Source organism: Seleniivibrio woodruffii, from assembly GCF_029267515.1.
In the GTDB taxonomy this organism is placed as follows: domain Bacteria; phylum Chrysiogenota; class Deferribacteres; order Deferribacterales; family Geovibrionaceae; genus Seleniivibrio; species Seleniivibrio woodruffii_A.
This window is the reverse complement of sequence record NZ_JAJUIS010000023.1, coordinates 1-22,341: the sequence shown is the minus strand read 5'-3', so window position 1 is coordinate 22,341 and position 22,341 is coordinate 1. Positions and strand designations below refer to the sequence as shown.

At 48.0% G+C, this 22,341-nt stretch carries 17 protein-coding genes and 1 pseudogene; 7 read left to right on the top strand and 11 right to left on the bottom strand.

Features of this window, described 5'->3' with window-relative positions:
- On the top strand, positions 1-99 hold a 99-nt coding region (locus tag Q7P67_RS12960; protein WP_303851536.1), incomplete at its 5' end, for an IS3 family transposase.
- Positions 100-167: 68 nt separating this feature from the next.
- Here the strand turns inward: Q7P67_RS12960 and Q7P67_RS12955 are convergent.
- From Q7P67_RS12955 to rpe, 10 genes are all read right to left on the bottom strand, one after another.
- Positions 168-689, bottom strand: coding sequence for a ferritin (locus Q7P67_RS12955; RefSeq protein WP_303852664.1), 522 nt, complete (start codon positions 687-689; stop codon positions 168-170).
- A gap of 11 nt (positions 690-700) precedes the next feature.
- Positions 701-2,278 (bottom strand): glycoside hydrolase family 57 protein, encoded by a 1,578-nt coding sequence (locus Q7P67_RS12950; RefSeq protein WP_303852663.1) that lies wholly within the window; start codon positions 2,276-2,278, stop codon positions 701-703.
- Complete coding sequence (locus tag Q7P67_RS12945) at positions 2,278-3,027, bottom strand: DUF4912 domain-containing protein (RefSeq protein ID WP_303852662.1); 750 nt, start codon at positions 3,025-3,027, stop codon at positions 2,278-2,280. Before Q7P67_RS12945 ends, Q7P67_RS12950 begins: the two co-directional genes overlap by 1 nt.
- Positions 3,027-4,451 carry a glycogen synthase gene (locus Q7P67_RS12940; RefSeq protein WP_303852661.1) on the bottom strand — a complete coding sequence of 475 codons (1,425 nt, stop codon included), beginning with the start codon at positions 4,449-4,451 and terminating at the stop codon, positions 3,027-3,029. The genes Q7P67_RS12945 and Q7P67_RS12940 overlap by 1 nt, the downstream gene beginning before the upstream one ends.
- 4 nt (positions 4,452-4,455) lie before the next feature.
- Positions 4,456-5,475 (bottom strand): DUF4931 domain-containing protein, encoded by a 1,020-nt coding sequence (locus Q7P67_RS12935; protein ID WP_303852660.1) that lies wholly within the window; start codon positions 5,473-5,475, stop codon positions 4,456-4,458.
- A gap of 1 nt (position 5,476) precedes the next feature.
- The gene (locus Q7P67_RS12930; protein ID WP_303852659.1) at positions 5,477-7,537 is read right to left on the bottom strand and encodes an alpha-amylase/4-alpha-glucanotransferase domain-containing protein; all 2,061 of its coding nucleotides are present in this window, start codon (positions 7,535-7,537) and stop codon (positions 5,477-5,479) included.
- Between the two features lie 252 nt (positions 7,538-7,789).
- Positions 7,790-9,883 (bottom strand): glycoside hydrolase family 57 protein, encoded by a 2,094-nt coding sequence (locus Q7P67_RS12925; protein WP_303852658.1) that lies wholly within the window; start codon positions 9,881-9,883, stop codon positions 7,790-7,792.
- Position 9,884: 1 nt separating this feature from the next.
- Positions 9,885-12,383 carry a sugar phosphate nucleotidyltransferase gene (locus tag Q7P67_RS12920; protein WP_303852657.1) on the bottom strand — a complete coding sequence of 833 codons (2,499 nt, stop codon included), beginning with the start codon at positions 12,381-12,383 and terminating at the stop codon, positions 9,885-9,887.
- Between the two features lie 21 nt (positions 12,384-12,404).
- Complete coding sequence (locus Q7P67_RS12915; RefSeq protein ID WP_303852656.1) at positions 12,405-12,767, bottom strand: response regulator; 363 nt, start codon at positions 12,765-12,767, stop codon at positions 12,405-12,407.
- Positions 12,768-12,849: 82 nt separating this feature from the next.
- Positions 12,850-13,491 (bottom strand): ribulose-phosphate 3-epimerase, encoded by a 642-nt coding sequence (gene rpe, locus Q7P67_RS12910; RefSeq protein WP_303852655.1) that lies wholly within the window; start codon positions 13,489-13,491, stop codon positions 12,850-12,852.
- A 219-nt stretch (positions 13,492-13,710) separates the two neighbouring features.
- Here rpe and Q7P67_RS12905 point away from each other — a divergent pair, with 219 nt between their 5' ends.
- The 5 genes from Q7P67_RS12905 (at position 13,711) to Q7P67_RS12885 (ending at position 18,697) form a co-directional block, all read left to right on the top strand.
- Positions 13,711-14,706: a lytic transglycosylase domain-containing protein gene (locus Q7P67_RS12905; RefSeq protein ID WP_303852654.1), complete on the top strand. Its 996-nt coding sequence runs from the start codon at positions 13,711-13,713 to the stop codon at positions 14,704-14,706.
- 64 nt (positions 14,707-14,770) lie between these two features.
- Positions 14,771-15,649, top strand: coding sequence for an acetylglutamate kinase (gene argB, locus Q7P67_RS12900; RefSeq protein WP_369696036.1), 879 nt, complete (start codon positions 14,771-14,773; stop codon positions 15,647-15,649).
- On the top strand, positions 15,646-16,260 hold the full coding sequence (locus tag Q7P67_RS12895; protein WP_303852652.1) for a protein-L-isoaspartate(D-aspartate) O-methyltransferase: 615 nt from the start codon (positions 15,646-15,648) through the stop codon (positions 16,258-16,260). The genes argB and Q7P67_RS12895 overlap by 4 nt, the downstream gene beginning before the upstream one ends.
- A gap of 317 nt (positions 16,261-16,577) precedes the next feature.
- A complete protein-coding gene (locus tag Q7P67_RS12890) occupies positions 16,578-17,516 on the top strand; it encodes an RNA polymerase sigma factor RpoD/SigA (RefSeq protein ID WP_303852651.1) in 939 nt (312 codons plus the stop codon).
- Positions 17,513-18,697: a Xaa-Pro peptidase family protein gene (locus Q7P67_RS12885; protein ID WP_303852650.1), complete on the top strand. Its 1,185-nt coding sequence runs from the start codon at positions 17,513-17,515 to the stop codon at positions 18,695-18,697. The genes Q7P67_RS12890 and Q7P67_RS12885 overlap by 4 nt, the downstream gene beginning before the upstream one ends.
- Here Q7P67_RS12885 and Q7P67_RS12880 read toward each other — a convergent pair.
- Positions 18,687-20,582: a motility associated factor glycosyltransferase family protein gene (locus tag Q7P67_RS12880; protein WP_303852649.1), complete on the bottom strand. Its 1,896-nt coding sequence runs from the start codon at positions 20,580-20,582 to the stop codon at positions 18,687-18,689. The genes Q7P67_RS12885 and Q7P67_RS12880 overlap by 11 nt on opposite strands.
- A gap of 528 nt (positions 20,583-21,110) precedes the next feature.
- On the opposite strand from Q7P67_RS12880, the pseudogene Q7P67_RS12875 reads away from it, so the two are divergent.
- A pseudogene (locus tag Q7P67_RS12875) lies at positions 21,111-22,341 on the top strand (flagellin); the annotation flags it as partial.

Genomic DNA, 22,341 nt, shown 5'->3' with positions numbered 1-22,341 from the left:
GTGGTTAGTGAATATATCCGGTATTATAATGAAGAGAGACCACAGTGGACATTAAAAAAGATGACGCCGGCTGCATACCGACGTCATCTTAATTCTTAGCCCGGGGCTTTTTTTACTGTCCGAAAAATGGGGGACAGTTCATCGGCGGGGCTTTATTGTTTGAAGTGTTACGCCTGTGAACCGGGGACTGTGGGCTGAACGTAGACCCTTGTGGCAAGCTCAGCGTTTATCATGAACAGCCCCTGTCCGGTGCTGCCCGCCAGTTTCAGCTTGTCTTTGATATCCTTGACGTTTGCCTCTTCCTCCTGCTGCTCCGTGATGAACCACTGGAGCCAACTGTGTGTTCCGTGGTCCTTCTCCTCAAGCGCAAGTGAAGCAAGGTCGTAAATTCTTTTCGTAACTTCTCTTTCGTGAGTCAGAGTTTCGTCGAAAAGCTCGTAGGCATCCTTGTATTCTTTTTTGGGTTTATCTATCTGCTCAAGCTCGACCTCGCCGTCCTGATCCAGTATATAGTTATAGAATCTGTCCGCGTGGAACAGCTCTTCCTGAAACTGAACGTGGAACCAGTTGGAAAAACCTTTAAGTCCCATAGTGTTCGAATTGGCAGCCATCGCCAGATACACATATGCGGAATACAGCTCGAAATTAAGCTGTTTGTTGAGTGCTTTCACCATCTTCTTGCTTATCATCCTTTCTCCTCCTAGCAGTAAATTCTGAAATCCATCGACTGAAATATGCTGTTTTTATTTTCGACCGCAGCCAGAAAATCATAGTCGAACTCTCTGTTCTCAACCATCTCTTTAAGCCGCAGGAAGTTGTAAATATGTTCCTTCGTCCTCTGAACCGCATACTCGATGGCGGTTCCGGTTGTGATGAGGAACGCCCAGTCGCTTGACTGTGCGAGAAAAAGCTCCCGCGCCATCTGATTCAGGCATCTGCGGACGGCATCGTCGTTCGTATTGTGGTGATACTTCGCAAGGTTCACCATGCTGTCAGACATGAAATGCAGGTGCCTGTATATCCAGTCGTTGCCCTGATTCAGCCACACGTCATAGTATCCCTTATCGCCCCATGACGACGGATTGACCTTAACAACCTGATTGGTCGGATATTCGTTAAGATATTCGAGCGGCGTTATCGCCTTCACGATTTCCGATTTATCCATCTCTTTGAACACGTTATACAAAAATTCAGGACCTTCGAACCACCAGTGCCCGAAGAGTTCAGCGTCATACGGCGAAACTATCATCGGTTTGCGGTCGATAAGCTCCGCTATCTCCTCCGCCTGTTTCTCCCGCCCGCGGACAAAGTGTTTCGCGTGGTCAACGGTCTTCTGCGAAGCTATTTCCGGCTGATAGAACTCTTTAAAGTCCGTATCGCCGGTTATTCTGTGATATTTCAGCCCGGTGAACACACGCTCACCGTCGGGGCTGATGTAAGGTTTGATGTAGTCGTGGTCAAGGTCGTAACCGATATCGCGGTAGAAGTCCCTGTAATACTGGTCGCCGGGATAGCCTTCTTTCGAACTCCACACCTGCTTTGAAGAATAGTAGTCGCGACCGAATGCGGCAACGCCGTTCTCTGTGTAAACAGGGGCATACACGCCGAACCTCGGTCTGGGCTTTGCATAAAGCACCCCGTGGGTATCCACGAAGAAATAACGGATGCCGTATTCGGCAAGCACCGCGTCAAGTCCTTCGAAATACGCACATTCCGGCAGCCAGATACCTTTAGGCGGCTGCCCGAATTTCTCAGCATGGCTGCGCACCGCAAGCTCAACCTGTGCCCGAACCGCGTTTTCCGTATTGTTCAGAAGCGGCAGGAAACCGTGGGTGAACCCGCATGTGATAACGTCGATATATCCCTTTTCAAGGAAGTGTTTATAACCGTTTATAAGGCTTCTGCCGAGCCATCCGTAATAGAAATCCCGCAGTCCTTCGAACCGCTCCTTATACATATGCGCAAGGTGTTCGAAGCAAGTGCCTTTCGTGCGGTGTATCTCTTTCTCAGAAAGCTCGATGAGCTTGTCCAGATGCTGTTCATACCTGCCCATAAGGAGCGGGTCGCACATCATCTCCGCCAGAGGCGGGGTGACGGACACGGCGAAGCGGAAGTGGACGCCCTCGTCCTCCATCTTTTTCATGTATTGCAAAATAGGCAGATACGTTTCTGATATCGCCTCATAAAACCATTGCTCTTCAAGGAAATACGAATATTCAGGATGCTTCACGAAGGGCAGGTGCGAGTGGAGCACCAGCATCCAGTAACCTCTTGGCATTATTCACCGCCTTTGTGTGCAAGTGTCGAAGAGGACATTCCGCCCTCAGCCTTGTGCAGCTTTTTGAAAAGCTCCGAGTGCATTCTGGCACTGGAAAGCAGTTCTTCTTTTTGGAGGTCTGTAATACCTGAAAGGGTGTATATCTTCTCTATGTTTTCGCCGACAGTCATCCACGTTTCCTCATCGATGAGGTCGCTTATCCTGTCTGCGGGCATCATTATCTTTTTGGATGCTGAAATCGTGTGGTAATTGCCTGTTGCATCAAGCATTCCTATCTCTGCCCAGAGCTTCTGACCGGGGCAGTAGAGGTCAAAATACCAGTTTCCGTATTTGCCCACGCGCACGCTGGCAAGCTCTGAAACGGACTCGTCTTCACCAGCGAATACTTTCAGAATGAAAACAGGGTCGGATGTACTGAATTTTCTGCAAAAACTGTCTGTTGTTTTGTCAGAAACCTCCCAGTATACATATTCCTTCTTTGGGTTGACCGGAAGAAGCACAACGGTGTCAATATTATATCTGTCAGGGATGTAATAATCCTTTTTCGGGACATAGGCTTCCTGTGTCGGTTGGTCGGGCATGTGGCTGGTCACGGTCTGTCGGGAGGATTCATCGTTTTTTGACACGGTTTTTTCATATTTTGACAAGGCTTTGACAAGTTCATCCTTTGCCATTGCGCTTCGGTTTTTAATGTTGAATTTTTTGGCAAGTTCGTAAAGTTCTGCCTTGCTCATCTCTTTGAATTTCATCAGTGTCCTCCAAGAATCCTGTGATAAACCCCTAAAAATTTCTCCGCCGTTCTCGTCCACGAGAAATCCAGCCTCATAACATCGGCGGCATATTTATACAATATATCTCTATTTTGGAAAAAATCCACTGCTCTATTAAGCTGTTTTATCAGATCGTGACGACTGTAGCCATCCATAAAAAAGCCGTAGCCGCCCTCTTCGCTGATATCTTTCACTGTGTCGATAAGACCGCCCGTGCGTCTCACCACCGGCAGCGCGCCATAGCGCATACCAACCATCTGGCTCTTTCCGCAGGGCTCCGTTAAAGAAGGGCGCAGTACAAAATCTGCCGCTGCATAGGCTTTGTGCAGCATAGACTCACTTATACCGATAGATGTAAAAATATTGTTATAATTATTTGCTATTTCCTTAAATTTTGAACAGTATTTCGGTTCCCCGTAACCGAGAAACGCGAAATTAGCGGGCATTTCAGCCAGCTTATCAGCACTGTCGATGATAAGCTCCAGTCCCTTGCGCTCAGTAAACTTTGTCTCCACCAGAAAAAGAGGTTTTCCGGCATCCAAAAGACCAATTTCGGTCAAAAAGTCCTCTTTATTGATAATTTTATCTGCAACACTGTCTGCATTATACTGCTTTTTTATAAAAATATCCGTCTGCGGGTCGAATCTTTCATAGTCCACGCCGCCAAGGATACCCTCAATTCTGTCCTGAAACTTAGCCATGAACGAACCGAGACCGAAGGAATTTTCATCCGTCTGCACCTCTTTGGCGTAGGTAGGACTTAAAAGTGTGATGAAATCCGAGTGTGTCGCCCCGCCTTTCAGCAGGCTTATATTCTCGTAAAACTCAAGTTCCTCAACATTATACATCTCCCACGGCAGTCCGAGGGACTGTATTGAAAACTTGCCGAACACTCCCTGAAAGGTGATGTCGTGCACGGTGAAGACAGTCTTTGCCTTAATATCTTCATAAAAAAGATGTTTATACACCGGAACAAGCCCCGCCTGCCACTCGTGGCAATGGATTATATCGGGGTTAAATCCGGTTTCGCGCAGATATTGCAGACACGCCATACAGAACATTCCGAAACGGATGTCGTTATCGGAATAGTCATAGCTGGAAGTGCCGTAGATATATCTGCGGCTGTATAGGTCGTCGTTGCGGAAGAAAACAAAACGCACACCTTCTGTCTCAGCGGTGTAAACATCAAAAGTATGATTCATTCCCGCCATGAAAATGCTTACGGAACGCTCAAAAACACAATCATAAGGCTCATAACTGCCCGCCGAAACATACATGGGCGAAAGCACGTGGACGCACTCGCCAAGCTGTGCCTGCGACTTCGCCAGTCCGTAAACGGAATCGCCGAGCATCCCTGTTCTGGAAAAGGGATAAACCTCACTTGTGATGTGGGCAACGATCATATTCTCAGTTAACTCCTTTCAGGAAACCCGCCGCGCTTTCCGGCGAAACGGGGTTGATGTAGAAGCCTGTTCCCGACTCGAATCCGGCTATTCCGGAGAGTCTGGGCGTAATCTCTATATGCCAGTGAAAATCCTGTTCAATGCTCTGCCAGTAGTTAGGCTGTGACGGTCTTTTGACCACAGGCGGTGAAGTATGCACCACCATATTGAGAGGCGGATTTTCCAGACATTTGTAAAGTCTGAAAAAAACCTCGCGGACAATATCCGCAAGACCGCTCATTTCTGCATCGTCAGATTTTTCAAAGCAATGGGTGTGCCGTTTCGGGAAAATCAGCACCTCGAACGGCAGCGACGAAGCGAACGGACAGAACGCTATGAAATCCTGATTCTCATAAACGATGCGTGTTCCTTCATCCTTCTCCTGATTCATTATATCACAAAAAATACACCGCTCTTTATTTCTGTAATGTTCCTGCGCCGATGCCAGCTTTGTTTTTATGATATCGGGCGTAACCGGCAGCGCTATTATCTGTGAGTGCGGGTGCTCAATGTTCGCTCCCGCAAGCACTCCGTAGTTTTTAAAAGGCATTATATACCTGAATCTTGTATCTTTTTTAAGGTCAAGAACCCGCTCTTTGAAGGTTAAAAAAACATCTTTAAGCACCTTATCGGTGTAATTGCCGATGTTCATGTGATGCTTAGGAGTTTCTATAACAACCTCGTGGGCACCTATGCCTGAAACACAGTCGTACATGCCTTGGGCAAACCGTTTCAGTTCGCCCTCAATGCGGAACGCCGGATATCTGTTCGGTACAACGCGGGTAAGCCACTGCCCCTGCGCGTCTTTCAGCGAAAAAATCTCCTGTCCCGCCTTGTCCTCGCTGCCTTTGCAGAAGGGGCAGAACTCCATATGACTTTCGAGAGCCGTGAGTCTGCGCACAAGAAAGTCTTCCGGTCTGCGGCTGCGCTCGGAGGCTATCACCGACCATATCTTTTTAACAGGATCAAATCTCAGTTCCGACATATTATTTCCCCGCCAGAGAGAGCTTGCACTCAAGCTCTAGTGTTTTCCTGAACCGGAAAGGCATCAGCAGACAGATGCCCTGACGGGTGAGGTCTGCGCCGCTTTCCGACTGGGAAACGGTCATCACTGGATACGTGTAAAGTTTAACACCTCTGCTCATTTCCAGCAACACATTTGCAGGCGTATGTTTTTCTATCAGTTCGATTTTTGCACAATCAAGACCTTCCGCTTCCGCCTGAGTTTTTCCATTTATCATAACATTTTCAAGATCATTGAAATGCAGATTCATCTCCATAACATAGTCAATCTCTTCATCAAGCTCCGAATCAATTTTCAGTTTAAGCACAAGTCCTTTTTTGCCGAACGAAAACTCTTTCGTAACTGCACAGGCAAACTTCTGTCCGTATTTATAAACTCCGCCTCTGCGGGTAAACGTAAGTTTTGTTTTCGTCGCCTTCATGTCCGCTGGCTGATTGGCAAAATCGCCCATCTCGCCGAAGCTGACGCTTCTGAACTCCTCAGCGTCGAACCGGTGCACGAAGTGGTCAACGAAGCAGTTCTTGTTGTGCCAGTCATATACCAGATATTCTTTATATATTTCGTTTCCGGCATGGCTGTCGTTGTGGATGGTGCTTATGCCCTCTTCCCCGGAAGCCTCTTCTGTTTCATCCGTTTCATCGGGTTCGGCAGGGTTCAGCATCTTTTCGTGGTAAGCCTCTTTACGGCGCGCCAGAGTATTCAGAAAGTTATAGCAGTTCGCCTTGTCCTCAATGGAAACCAACTGCCCTCCGTCAACTGAGACGAACATAAAGTTCAGTTCCGGCGTGCGGACGTATGCTTCTTCATGCCCGTCGAAATCGAAATCACTTTGTTCAATGTACGGATAAGATGTGCCGTCCAGTTCCTCAACCAGTTTCTCACCCTCTATGATGAAGCGGTACGCATTATTGCGCAGGTTCGGCAGATAGAGTCCGCCGAAAATCCCGTGCCACAACACGTCGTTGCACTGTGCTTTATACAGCGCATCGTAAAGCCGCGCATCTTTCAGTCTGTCCGCGTCTTTCGACAGTTTCAATGTCCGTTTATGTATCCTGTTGGATTCGGGATACTTCACCAGAAAATTCTTCCAGATTCCGCCCTTAACAAACACCTTGGCAGTGTCGTCCTTATGCAGTTTCTCAGTCTCTCTGACAAACTCAGCCATCTTGTTCGTACGCTCCGCAAACAGCGACCATTCGCCCATCTCGAAATATGAAACAGTGGGCAGATAGGCTATCTGGGAGGGGCGCACAGTCTCCGCCGTATCTTTGAACAGCGCAAACTCGCTGTGTCCGCTGTTTTCAACCGCATCGGCAAAATCGTTCAGCCAGCCCTTTTCATAAACCCATTCGTGGGTCTCAGGCCAGAGACCGAACTTCTCACCGTCGTCGAATATGGTGAGTGATTTCCCGCCCTCTGCCGCTATTTCTCCCATATACCCCACAACGTCTTTCGCAGGTTTGAACGGTATCATATATCTCAGCTTTTCGCTGATGGGGAAGATAAGCATCTCCCGCCCGTCCTGCTCAGTTTTGAAATGTCCGTGGAGCATGGACTCGTAAAATCCGGCAGCAATGAAATGATAGTCGTCAACTATGACGTATTCGATACCGCAGTCCGCGCAGTCGGGGATTATGGAGCTGTCCCACACCCGTTCGGTGAGCCACAGTCCTTTGGGCGATACTTTGAAATTGTCCTCAATGAAGCCGTTGAGCTTCTTTATCTGCTCTTTTCTGTCCCGCGACGGGATGGCGGCGAGCACAGGTTCATAGAATCCGCCGGAAAAGAACTCGGTCTGCCCCGCGCGGTTCGCATCCTGCATCATGCCGAACAGGTCTTTGTGATAGTTCTTTATGTATTCGAAAAGCCAGCCGCTGTAGTGGACGCTCACTTTCATTGCGGGCTTTTTCAGGAGCAGTTCGAAAAAGGGCTGATAGCTCTTTTCAACGGCTATATCCACCACATGATAAAAGTTCTCCACCGGCTGATGGCAATGTATTCCAAGGTGTAAGGGAAGTTTCATATTTATATTCTCCGTAATGAGATTGCTTCGCTGCGCTCGCAATGACGTCTCTGCGAGAAGCCTGCGACAAAGCAGTCTACGCTATCCAGTCGTGTGCGCCGTTGTGCGACAAGTCTATAGTTTTGCATTATTTTCCCGTCCATGGGAAAATAATGATAACGCTCCAATCGGCAAAGCCTCTTTCCGCTCACGTTACGTTCGCTTAACAGGTAAAACCTGCCGCGCTCACTCCACGAACTTCATCCTGAAGTTCTACGCTATCCAGTCGTGTGCACCGTTATGCGACAAGTCTATCTCGACCGTGTTGTACACAGGCGCGGTTTCTATAATGCGTCCGTCGCGGCGCAGGCGGAACGTTACATATATTTTTTCTGATCCGTTGACATAAGTCCGCGGAACAGATGCCTCAAAAACCGTTTCACAACATGACGTCTCGCCTTTTTCACCTTTAAACTCATAAACCAGCGGAAACAGAACGGATTTCGTATCCCCGTCGGTAATCTCAGCCTCAAGGTGGTAATCGAGATTCAGAATATCCCTGAACCCACCGTCCAGACGGAAATATATATTTTCAGTATCGTATCCGAAATAAAGCATATGCAGAATGTTCGACGAGGCTGTCATGGCTCCAGCGTCGAATTTCAGGTCAAACCTGCCGCCACCAAGCCATTCAAAGAAGCTGGTCACTTTGCCGTCGATAACGGGAGTCATAGATCCCGCAGGCGCTTTAAGAAGACCCGATTTATGGCTCTTCTTAATAGGCTGATTGACCTCCGGCGGCACCTTCTCGCCAAGCAAAGTGTAAACGTTCGCTATGTGTCTGCGGAACAGCTTATCAAAAATATCAGACTGCAAACTGAAATGGTCGTCGCCGTACCACCAGAACCAGTCGGAACCCTCCGCCGCATAAAGCTCCTTCTCCACAGCCGTAAGGTCTCCCGCAGAGTGCCCCTTCGCCGAGTATCTTGAATACGCGTCCGAGAGAATCCTCCACGCCTCGTTCTTTTCAGGATGCCCCATCCAAGTTGTGAAATTAGCGTATATCCACGAACCGGCTCGTATTCTGTCCAGAGGTTCTTCGGGGCTATCGCACTCCGCCGCCTCGCTCATGGTGAGCGTCTCCACCCAGTTACAGGCGGAAAGCCTTGTATACAGCAGTTCAAAGAACTTCGATGCGTTTTCCGGGTAGTATTCCCACGCATTCTCACCATCCAGAATGACAGGCACCACAGGCGAAAAGTCACACATATCATATATTTCAGACAGCTTTGTCATGAAATCGTCAACAGCCTTCTCCGCTTCCCATCCGCTGTAGGTGAATCCCACAAGGTCGGAAAGCTCCTTGTCTCTGAAAAATATGTTTATTCTGCCGTCAGGAGTGCTGTACCCGTGTCGTTTGTAGAGTCTGTGGCGCTGCTGTTTGTCCCGCAGGTCACGCCCTATGGATGCCGCGAGCACGTCCTCGTCGCTGGCTATCCAGCGGATGCCGCAGCTTCGAAACAGTTCAGCGGCTTTATTTGAAATGCTGCCCTCCGCAGGCCACATGCCTTTTGGCGGGAAACCGAAAATATCTTTGTAATAGTCCACGGCGGTCTGCACATGCACCCGCGCATGTGGAGAAAAATCCGCAGAAATACTGGGCATCGGGATATCGGGAAGCGCCTCTTTCGCGCTTTTCACATCCAGAAGAAGCGGCAGTATCGGGTGATAGAAAGGAGTGGCGGAAACTTCAATATTTCCGTTATCCTGCAATTCTTTATAAAGAGGAACGATTGTTGCGACAAACTCAGCCAGCTTATCTATGAGGTGCAGCTTATCGTTGTGCAGAAAATCCCTGCCTTTGTTGATAAGTTCCTGAACAAAAGGAACATCCTTGCGCGTAAAAACTCCGCACCAGCTTATCAGGTACATCACCTCAAGGTCGAGAATGTCACCCTCGGAGAAGTTGAGTTTCGCCGTTTCAAACAACGGGGTGTCTCCCTTGCGGTCGTAAAGCTCGCGGTATCTTTTAAGAGGTTTCGCCTGATTCTTATAGTTCGCCATAAAAAGCTGCGGGATAAGAATATTCTTCTCCTCCTGCGTAAGCTCGCGAACGTCTTTCAGCATGAGTTTGAGAAAGGTATCGGAAACGCCCGCAGACGTGTAGTCCGCAAGCTGGACAAGGAGAGAGGGCACAAGATTATATGTGCCCTTCACCTTCGTAAATATTTTGTGATAATACGGAAGTTCATAATAGTCCTTCAGGGCGTGCAGATACACCCACGGCATATGATACAGCCCGTCAAGGTCGTCCTTATAGTATGGCTGGTGCATATGCCATAGGAAACACAGCCTGAGTTTCTTCATACTACTCCTGCTCCTGAAGCCATCCGTTTATCTTGTCTTTGTATTCGCCATGGATGCCGTTATATTCCTTCGCGTTCGCCGCCTCCACATAAAGGTGGACGTTTGCGGTGAACTGGTCGGGAACCATGTGCACCCAGCCTTTGCCCTTGAACATTATCTTGATGCCGTCAAGGAATGAAGCCTCTTTGTCCATAGCCTCTTCGCTCATCTTGCGCATGAGATAGCCCTTCATCTCCAGCGGACAGTTGATAACGGTGTGGCTGAAATGATATTCGGGTATAGTTTTCAGCACGTCGCTTATTCGCACGTTCTGCTTCGCCATCATCTCAAGCATTTTAAGTGAGCTGAACATTGCGTCGGCGTGTATTCCGTTCTTCATAAAGATGAAATTGCGGTTAAGGTCTCCTGTGAAATAGAAATTCCGCAGGAACTCCGCCTTTATCCCCGTGCCCTTGCCGCGGGTAATCTCAACGTTCATCAGCGAATCGTCAAGAACCGTGGGCGCATACGCCGGAAGATATACTTTCAGCTTTGTCTTGGCAGTGAGATCTATGAGTTTCAGCATGAACATCAGCGCCTTATCCTCTGAGAGCATCTCTCCTTTGTCGGTTATGATGCCCAGCCGCTCGCCATGGGGGAAAACAACTATACCAAGCTCCGATTCCGTCACCTTTACGATGTCGGAAACTTCTTTAAAGCTCAGTGCGCTCTGGTGGAGCGTTCTGGAGAGTTTTTTCTCATCGCGGTATGCGTTCAGAACCACGGCGTCCACACCTGCCTTATTCAGCAGTTCGGGGAATATCATATCCGTCGTTCCGTTTGTGAGGTCGGCAACTATCTTGCTTCTGCGGCTTTTCAGAAGCGTGATGTCGATGTTTTTCAGCACGCCCTCTTTATAGAACTCGTTGACCATCATCTGATCGTAAATTTCGCCGATATCGTCCTGCGTCGCTCTGCGGTAGTTTTCGCGGAAGAAGATACGCTCGACGTTCTTCTCCGTGTTGCTGTCGATGAGCAATGCGGAATCGTCATAAAAAAGTATTTCGGTATTGGTCGGGTCGCTCTGGCACTGACGGAAATATACACCCGCCACCTCGCCGAACATGGACAGCTTGTGTCTCATGATGGGCAGAGGGGTCATGCGCAGTTCCGTAACGTTCACGCCTGTTGAGAGCAGACCGCCGAGGAAGCATCTTTTAAGCATTCGGGAGGCTCTGTCATAGTCTCTGGACATAAGCACCCGCGCGCCCTGCGGAAGCTGGCTGCCCAGCGCCGCGCCCAGTTTCGCCGCCATATCGGGTGAAAGCTCCACGTTCGTCCTTGCAGATACCTTGCCGCCTTCGAAAATGGATTTTTTCCACTTATCGCCCCAGATAAGGTTGCTGCTGACTATTGAACCAGCCTCTATCTGTTTTTCCGGCCAGACCATCACGTCCTTTTCAAAGATGACCTGATTGCCGACCTCCGTTCCTTCGGCGATTATAACGCCGTGTTCCGCCTTAACACTTGAACCCAGCTTAACCCTGTCGCAGAGGACGGCGTTTTTGATAACGCTGTTTTTTCCTGCGAAACAGTCTTTCCACAGGATTGAGTCGGTGACTTTAGCCTTTTCGTCTATGACACTGTTTTTTCCCACAACAGAATCAATTATCACAGCATCCTTTTTGATAACACAGCCGTCATCTATCACAACAAGCCCTTCGAAACGGGCGGACTCGTCAATCTCACAGTTTTCACCGACGTAGATATGGGCGGATTTTTCCTCGCGCATGGTGCCTGAGAAGGGCAGAGTGACCTGACCCTCCATAATGTCGAGAAGTGCTGCACGGTATGAATCGGGGTTGCCCACGTCGCGCCAGTAGCCTTTTGCGTTGTAACCGAAAATGTCTATCCCGCTCGCCATCAGCTTGGGGAACAGATCTTTGGAGAAGTCGAAGTTAGAATCCTCAGGGATATATTGAAGGATTTCAGGTTCAAAAACATAGATACCTGTGTTTATGGTGTCGCTGAAAACCTCGCCCCAGCCCGGCTTTTCCAGAAAGCGCAGAATTTTGCTCTCCTTATCGGTGATAACTACCCCGAATTGCAGCGGATCCGGCACGGAAGTCAGTGTGATGGTCGCCAGCGAGTTTTTGACATCGTGGAAGCCGATAATTTCCTGAATTTTAAAGTCCGTGATAAGGTCGCCGCTAACGATTATGAACCTTTCGTCAAGGTATTTCTGAGCTTTTTTAACAGCTCCGGCAGTGCCGTAGTCATCGTCGGGCAGAACGTAGTTTATCCGCACGCCGAAATCGGATCCGTCGCCGAAATATCCTTTAATGACATCGGGTTTGAAATAAAGAAGAATAACTATGTCCACTATGCCCGCGGCTTTGAGCGACCCGATGATATACTCCATCATCGGTTTATTAAAAACGGGTATCATGGGTTTGGGCATACTTGAAGTGAGCGGCTGGATCCTCGTTCCGAATCCCCCCGCCATAACAACAGCTTTCATAAAAATCACTCCAAAATGAATTTAGTTCTTATGCAGAACCTTATTAATTTCTTCTATCAGATTGTCAAATTCGAGAGACTTGACCCAGTATCCGTCGGCAAGCCATGTGGAAAAGTCGTCCTGATATGCGCTGTAAGCAGTTGCGAGTATGATTTTGACCTTTTTCTCGCGTGAAGAAAGGTTCTGTAATATGTCTATACCGCTTTCGCCTTTAAGTTTTATGTCCAGCAGAATCAGATCGACGTTGTTTTTCGCAAGTGCATCATAACACTCGGCGGAGCCGGATGCTTCTATGACCTTGTAACCTCTGTCCTCCAGTTCCGAACGGTAAAGGAGCCTGATTTCCGGTTCGTCATCAACAACAAGTATCGTCACACCCATCATTTTCCTCCGTCATATTTTATCTGTATAAAAGTATACCATACGGACGAGCGTTTGTAATGTGATTGAAACGTAAAATCTTTTTTTATATTTTCAGGCTGTCTACCGCCGTCTTATAGTCGCCGCTGTTAAACACATAGCTTCCGGCAACGACACATTCACAGCCCATTTTAGCCAGCTTTTCAATATTCTGAGCGTTTACGCCGCCGTCAACCTGTATGATAAAGTTAAGTTTGCCCTCTTTTTTCATCTGTCTGAGCATCATTATTTTTCCATAAGTGTTCTCTATAAATTTCTGACCGCCGAAACCGGGGTTGACACTCATGAGGAGAACCATGTCGAGGTCTGGAAGTATCTCTTCTATGGTCGCAAGGCTTGTAGCGGGATTAAGCGACACGCCCGCTTTTTTTCCAAGCTCTTTTATGCGGTGCACCGTTCTGTGCAGGTGGATGCAAGCCTCCTGATGAACCGTGATATAGTCGCATCCTGCTGCGGCGAAGTCCTCAAGATACCTGTCGGGCTTCTCTATCATAAGGTGCGCATCGAACACCTTCTCCGTGGTCTTCCTCAATGCTTTTATGACAGGCGCACCGAAGGTTATGTTCGGAACAAACATTCCGTCCATAACGTCAAGGTGAATCCAGTCTGCGCCGGCATTGTCTATGGCGGCTATCTCCTCGCCGAGTTTCGAAAAATCCGCACTTAATATTGAAGGGGCTACAAGCATATTTTTAATCTCCGTTATTAATTACTTAAAATAATGTAAATCTCCCTTAATCCCCCTTTATTAAAGGGGGAAAAGCTCCCTCCTTTGGCAAAGGAGTGTTGGGTGGATTTATATTCTTCTTCCATTGTTTGCCAAAAAAAATATTTATTTTAAAACATTCATGCTTTATTACTGTCTAACCGATTATAAACTAAAATCATTAAAAGACCAGAAACTCTTATGAAAAAATACCTGCTATTTCTTTTAGCTTTAACCGTTTCCGCCCGCGCAGAGGCGTTTGAGATCAATAAGGACATCCACGAGTTCGCGGCCAACATGGAAAGCTGTTACGGAGTGCCCGCCAAAAAGGTTGAGTGGTGGCTCTACGGCACGAACATCAGCGAGATAGCGCTTAACAGGACGGCAAAACCCACAGAGGCAAAGCCATGGGGTGAATACAGAAAACTGTTCATAACCGACGACCGCACCCGCGGCGGGCTGGATTTTTACCTTGCGAACGAGGGAGATCTCATCCGTGCGGAGAGACAGTTCGGCGTGAGCAGATATGTCATAGCCGCCATACTCGGCGTGGAAACCAACTACGGCAAATATCAGCTCAAACTGCGCGCCGCAGACATGCTGGCAACACTTGCGTTCAACTCGCCGAACCGAAGAGCTTTTTTTACAAAGGAACTGCAATGGCTTTTCATAATAGCCGACAGAGAGGACGTTGACCCGCTCACATACATGGGTTCATACGCCGGAGCAATCGGCTATCCTCAGTTCATGCCTTCAAACTTTGACAAATTCGGCGTGGATTTCGACGGTGACGGCAAGACCGACCTCGTGCGCTCCATGCCAGACGCCATAGGCAGCGTGGCGAAATATCTTTCAGCCCACAGATTCAGTCTCAGCGACCCTATAGCAGTTCAGGCAGACGTTTCAGGCGACACATGGCAGCAGTTCGACGCGCGCTCAATGCGCCCGTCAAAACCTCTTAAAGAACTCATTGACAACGGTATCGTGCCCAGAGGGGATTTTGACACGAATATGAAAGCGACCCTTTATACACTGGACGGCACTGACGGCAAGGAGTACTGGATATTTTTCAACAACCTTTACGCCATCTCCCGCTATAACCCGCGGGTGAACTACGCAATGGCGGTCTTTTCACTCTCTCAGGAGATTGAAAAAGCCGTTAACTGGGCAAACGAAGAGGGCGTTTACGCCGAATAACATTTCTTGATATTATTGTACTAATGTAATATTCTGCCGAAAAGAGTACGGAGCAAAAATCATGATGGAAGAGCTTATCAGAAAGGCGGACGTTCTCATCGAATCGCTGCCTTACATCAAAGAGTTTTACGGCGAAACCATAGTAATCAAATACGGCGGACACGCCATGGTAGACGATCAGCTTAAATTCAGCTTCGCCCGCGACGTAGTTTTGCTCAAATACATCGGAATAAATCCTGTTATCATCCACGGCGGCGGTCCCCAGATAGGGGACATGCTGAAGAAACTAAATATTCCAAGCCACTTCATCTCCGGCATGAGGGTCACGGATATTGAAACGATGAACGTCGTTGAAATGGTTCTGGCGGGTAAGATAAACAAGGATATCGTCAGCCTCATAAACCGCAACGGAGGCAAGGCGATAGGGCTTTCCGGCAAAGACGGCAACCTCATCACAGCCGAAAAAATGTTCATTAAAGAAGGGGACGATTTCGTCAAAACACCTGAGATAATCGATCTGGGACACGTCGGTTCGGTTAAATCCATAGACGTGGGCGTTCTGAACACCATAGCAAAAGAATTCATCCCCGTAATAGCTCCGGTGGGCATAGGCGAGGACTATGAACCATATAACATCAACGCCGACCTTGTGGCGGGAGCTATAGCAGCGGCTCTGAAAGCAAGAAAGCTGGTTCTGCTAACCGATGTTGAGGGTGTTCTGGACAAAGAGGGCAAACTCATCTCCACACTCACGCCGGAAAAGATACGGATACTGAAAAAAGACGGCACGCTCACAGGCGGAATGATACCCAAAATTGACTGTGCTCTTGAAGCCGTGCAGGCGGGCGTTGGCAAATCACACATTATCGACGGACGGATAAGCCATTCAGTTCTGCTGGAAATTTTTACCGATTCCGGAATAGGCACACAGATAAGACTATGACACACATAAGGATTCCAGACGAATACTTCGCCAGGGCAGTAGGTCCCAACTGTGAATGGGACAAAAAGGTGATGGAGGCTTTCGCAAAGACCCCCCGCCACAAGTTTCTGGACGAGGCTATGTATAAGATGGCTTACGTTGACGACGCCCTGCCCATAGGTTACGGACAGACAATATCAAAACCGTCCACAGTGGCTTACATGACAAAGGCTCTTGAGCTTGAACCCACCCACAAGGTGCTGGAGATAGGCACAGGATCCGGTTTTCAGGCGGCTATACTCGCCCGTCTCTGCGACACGGTATACACTGTTGAGCGCATAGGCGAACTGCACCGCAGGACATATCAGATAATCAAAAGGATACCGTTGCGTAACGTGAAGATGAAACTTGAACCTGTCAAACTGGGCTGGGACGAGTTTGCTCCATACGACCGCATAATCTGCACAGCGGAGGGAAAATCAGTTCCGCAGGAACTCGTAGACCAACTCGCAGACGGCGGACTGATGCTTATCCCCGTTAACGGTAAACTTGTGAAAATTACCAAAAACGGTACTACAATATCTCAGGAACCGCTCAAACTCTGCTCTTTCGTTGATTTCGTAGGAACATAAGAATAATAAAAGTCAAGGAAAATTGTCAAATTTTCTTTTCGTTTATTATTTAGTGCTTCCCTTTTTTTTATAACTCCGTTACAATGTGTTTCAGGCGTGCTTTACATAGAATCAAGCAGTTTTAACACTGCCCAGTCCGCACCGCAGGAGACGGGAGTTATGGAACACAAAACCATCACCCAAATAACGGCTCAGTTGACACTTTGCGGCAGCGTACTGTCCCCAATTCATATTCCAGACATTTTTTGCCCGGACATCCAACAAAGCCGTGCCAAAAGCGCGGAAACCAACCTTACCTGTTTATTTTCGGAGCAGTTATGAACGAAGGTGAAATACTCGAAGACAAAATCGAGGAAGATTTTGACGGAAAAATTGAAGAAGAGTGCGAAGTCGAAATCGACGTTAAGGTCGATTATTCATCCGATGACCTTGAGGTCTTCAAAATCTACCTCAACGAAATCTCAAAATACCCCGTCCTCTCCAGAGAGGAGGAGGTTGAGCTGTCTCAGGGGATAGAGAAAGGCTGCCCCCAGAGCAAAGAAACAATGATTAAATGCAACCTGCGTCTCGTTGTGTCCATTGCGAAAAAGTACATTAACAGAGGCATGAACCTTGTTGACCTCGTTGAAGAGGGGAACATCGGTCTGCTGAAAGCTGTGGAAAAATTCGACTACACAAAGGGATTCAAGTTCAGTACCTACGCGACGTGGTGGATTCGTCAGGCTATCGAACGCGCCATAATCAACCAGTGCCGTATGGTGCGCATACCGGTGCATATGTCTGAAAACATTAGCAAAGTCATGCGCGCGCAGACCGACCTGCAACAGCAGATGGGGCGCGAACCTACCATCCACGAACTTTCAACCGCCTGCAAAATGCCCCTTTCCACACTTAAAAAAGTGTTCGATGCAATCAAGCAGGATACGTCTCTGGACATGCCCGTTGGCAGCGACGAAAGCAGTACGCTCCACGAGTTCATCACAGATGACGAAAAGTACAGCGACCCTTATATGCGAATCGAAAATTCCAGCAAGAAGGACATTATCTTCAAATGGCTGACCTTCCTGTCGGAAAACGAAAAGGTTATTATCGTCAGACGATACGGGTTGGCAGGAAACGACCCTGAAACTCTTGAGGCTATCGGAAACGACCTGGGTATAACCCGCGAGCGTGTACGCCAGATAGAGAAGCGCGTCCTCAACAAAATGCGCAACCTGCTTGCAACCAAGAAGATATCACTGGAGGAGCTGATTTGAACCGGATACCCGCAGATGAACTGAAAGTGAGGATGGCAAACTTTACAGCCGGAATGGACGCACTCTGTCCGGACTGGGAAACGGCTATGATAGTCAGTAAGGTGAACCTCTATTACTTCACGGGTACCCAGCAGAACGGCATTCTCCTCATCCGCAGAGGAAAGGACGCAGTGTTTTATGTGCGTCGCAGCTTTTACCGAGCGGAACACGAATCTGATTTTGGAAATATCGTAAAGATAAACAGTTTCAAGGACATAGCCGCTGCCGTAGGTAACTGCGGCAGCCGTGTCCATATGGAAAAAGAGTTTGTTCCACTCGCCTATTTCGAGCGGGTTAACAAATATTTCAACTTCACAGAGGTGCTCTCATGCGACCTCGCCCTCTCCGTGACCCGTTCGGTGAAAACAAAATATGAACTGAACATCATGCGCGTTGCTGGAAAACTGCACGGAAAAACGCTGACAGAGTTCGTTCCCTCTGTCGTCCGGAAGGGAATGAGCGAAAAGGAACTCGGTTCGGAGATACTGAAATATATGATGGACAACGGACATCAGGGCATTGCGAGGCTTTCGATGTTCAACACGGAGATGTTTCTCGGACAGGTCTGTTTCGGAGACAATTCCATGTATTTCAACACCTTCGACGGCCCCGGAGGCGTGCTTGGCATCAGCCCTGCGGCTCCCTTTTTCGGCAACGCCGACAGACTTCTTGCCGACAACGAGCTTATCTTCATAGATATAGGCTGCGGAATCGACGGCTATTACACCGACAAGACACAGGTCTATTCCCTCGGCACCCTGCCCGACATAGCATACGAATACCACGACCGCTGCGTGAAGATACTTGAAGACACCGTTTCGCGCCTTAAACCCGGCGCGATCCCTTCAAATATATACGAAGAGGTAATGAGCGGTATTGACGAAAATTTCCTTGAATATTTCATGGGAGTTAAGGACGAAAGGGTAAAATTCCTCGGACACGGCATAGGGCTTGTCATAGACGAATATCCTGTTATCGCCAAAGGTTTCGACGCGCCCATACAGGAAAACAACGTATTCGCGGTGGAGCCGAAACGCGGCATCCCCGGAATCGGGCTTGTGGGGCTGGAAAACACCTACATAGTCACGTCCGAAGGTGCGGAGTGCATCACAGGATGCACAAAACCTATAATCAGGCTTTGATATTGCTCTCCAAACGCTCTTTCAGCGATGAAAGAAGCTGCTCCATCTTCATAATAAGCTGAATCATCACAGCGTACATATCCTTGAAAACGTGGGCTATCTTAAACTGTGACTGCTCTTCCGGTATATCCTCGTTCTGGATGCTGTTAACCTCTATCAGGGTGCGGATGGTATATGACTGAACGTAGTGCATCAGCACGTTAAAGAAATCAGGTGCCTTGAATATTTCGTTAACGTCTTCCATCTTAACAAGCAGTGCTCGTCCTTTGTCCGCATCGTAGGGCACACCGTTCAGCGACGGTATCCATATCTCGTTGAAATATCGCTCAGCGAGGTCATATCCCTCCTGAAAAGTCTTTATTGCCCTGCGGCATGTATCGAGCCCCTTATCAACCTTGCCGAGAACGCTTTTGCGTTGTGCCGTCTGAATGAGCTCATCAGGATATTTTAAAGTGCTGTTTATCACTTCCAGCGGGTTGAAACTGTCTCTGATATATTTGTCTATCGCCTCTCTGAATGTCATAAGGGTGGTGCCGTGTATCTTTGCTCCGCCCTCAGTGGCGTTTATCACTTTGGCCGGAGACCCCACCACGTCCTTATGATAATAATTAAGGAACGTGTTCCAAACCTTTGTGGAACGAAGTTGGGGGACATAGTTGCCCTCTACCATGACAACATTCTGTTCCATATAGTTTTTATTTGTTTCTTCCTTTTCGCCGAAAGTGTTACCCGAAGCGTGGGTATTTCCGTCTTCGCCGAACGCAAGATCCTGTCCGATAAGGATTATAGGATCGCATCCCATATATTCAAGCAGCTTGAACGCCATATTACCCGATGAAGGTCCGATATTAAGTATGCCCTTTTCTATGTCCAGCCACTTGAATGTGGCAAAGTTTCTGTATACTACTATACGCTTGCCCTTATAAACGGAGTAAGTCCGAGGGTGAACTACCGGAGCTGCCGCAAAATACACATCCTCAAACGCCTGTTCCTCCAAATTTTCAAATAGTTGGGAAGTGGGCACGCCTCTTTCCAGCGAACAGACCATATGGGGCTTGAGTCCTCTTTTGCTGAGTACGCGCAGAGATGCGTCCGCACCGGCTATAACGGCTTTGTCGTATATTTCCCGGAGAAGCTCCACATTTTTGTTCAGCGAGGGTCCGGTGGCGACAACGACTCCGGGTCTGCCTTTAAAAACGTCTTTAAGCTGGTTTATCCCCGGATTTCCGAATATTTCCTCGATATTTACGAAAGTATGCTCAATGCCTATCATTGAATCGTGCGGGTCGTTGCCGAAATAGTTCAGAAGCTCTTTAATAACGCTGCGCATGGTTCTGACAGCGTCGAGGTAATACTCCTTGTTCTCTGAAAAAGCCGTAGGCTGTTCTATGAAATTGATTGTTTTGATATAAAACTTGGAATCTGTAAGAGTAAGAACGTTCACCATGCGAGCGTATATAACAGGCAGTTCCTCTCCGACGAAAAAGAGCATATTAGGGCTGTTCAGCATCTGTGTTATGTCAACTGTATTAAGCATGGTGCGGAAGGCGTCCACATCCTTTTCTATTATAACGTGAAGTCCGCCCTGGATCCGGAACAGGCGGAACATGGCAAAAACCTGATACATCATGCCGCAGCCGAGAAAAACATTAAACTGCAACACCTTCAGTTTTCTTGACCTGATATCCTGCTCAACCTCCGCCATGGGGTTGAAAGAACTGTAGAACGATCGCCCTGTCTTTCTGCTGCGCATGTTCGGCATAAGACCTTCGCGCGGGGGCAGAACAATTTCATAATTGCTGTTTTGCGGCATGGCAGCTATTCTGCCGTATATTTCCGGATATCTCTCCTGCAAAACTTTCAGATTGTTTTCCCTCACGCCCATTCTGTTTCTCTCCGTTTTTCCTGCATAGAAAGATAATAACCGCCGCCGGCATAAACCGTCAATAACATAAATTTTTTTTCATTTGATGAAAAAATAAGCAAAAGTATTTATTTAAATGTCCGATTACATAACAGTGAAAAATTATTATGGAGTTTTTTAAGTGGTTAAAACCTTGTAAGCTGTATTAAAGCCCGGATCAAATTCTTATCATTTCACCTATGACGAAATAATTGCGTCAAATTTCTAAAGTTATCCATATTTCTGCCGATATAACTCTCAGTAAAACCCGAATTACCTGAAAAGCCCCTTGGACAAGGGTTTCGCAGGTTTACAGTTTAAAAAAACGGTACTGAAACAATCAGACCGATGCATCCGTACAACGGAGCATCGGTCTTTTTTGTTTTCACGAGGAGGATCTATAGGCTTGCTTTTCGGTTAATTGGTTTCTTTTAAACGGCAATTTTCGACGCACAACAATTTAGTACTGTCGGCACGGATGCCGACCACGATTCAACATGGAGGTCTATCATGGCGTTAACAGTATATACTAACGTCAACTCGCTGATCGCGCAGAATTATGTGAATCAGACGAGCAGCAACATATCCAAAAACCTTGAGAAACTCTCCTCAGGTCTCAGAATAAACAGCGCGGCTGACGACGCATCAGGTCTCGCTATTTCCGAGAAACTGCGCGGGCAGATTTCAGGTCTCTCAAGGGCATCATCAAACGCTCAGGACGGTATTTCTATGCTTCAGACTGCTGAAGGCGGTCTGTCAACCATTCAGGAAATGACTCAGAGAATGAGAGAGCTCGCTGTACAGGCTTCAAACGGCGTTTATACTTCAAACGACCGCGCCGAGATACAGAAAGAGGTTGATCAGCTTAAAGAAGAGATCGACCGCGTTGCCTCTTCAACAGAGTTCAACACTAAAAAACTGCTCAACGGTGATTCCACTGCCCTCTGGTCAACAGACAAAGGTCAGTCAATCGACGTTGCAGTGACAGGTAAGGTTGCGGAAGGCAACTATAACCTTGAAATCGAAGTGGACGCAGGTAAAAACTACGTTTACAAAACAGACGTTATGACGCTGAACACCGACTCTGTCGGCGGCGAGATAACAACTGCGGGCGGAACAGAGAACGACACTAACGTCAACTCCGTTTCCGATATCAAAACAGTCGCGACTTCCGGCACAAGCTATTACACAGTAACAGTAGGAAACACTGCCGTTGAAAACGCATCCGCAACAGTTACTGCAACATTCCAGCAGACAGGTTCTTCCTTCTCCGTTTCATCAGCGGGAATCGGAACAGGCGGCACAACTTTCGCTGATTCAGGTTACCTTGAGATCAAATTTGACAGCGAAGTTACTTCCGCTTCATCTTCAGTAAGCGTTTCTGCAAGATTCATCAACGCAAAAACAGGCGCTGTAGGCGAATGGGCAACTATGTCAGGTGCCACTGTTTCCAACGGAACAGTTACTTTCAACGAAAGTACAGGTGGCGGCGGACCCGCTATCGATGCTTCAGTTACAATCGGTGTTGCCGGTAAAATTCAGGAAGGCGACAAGATACTGATGAGCATTTCCGGACAGTCTACTGTTGCAGGAGCAGCCACTTCCGGCGGCGGTACCATCAAGATATCAGGCGGACCCGCAGGACAGGCAGGACCGACAATCCAGTATACCGACGACAACGCTCTGACCAAAGCTGACAACGGCGACGACGTTATCGACTATAACAACGTAACCGTTTACT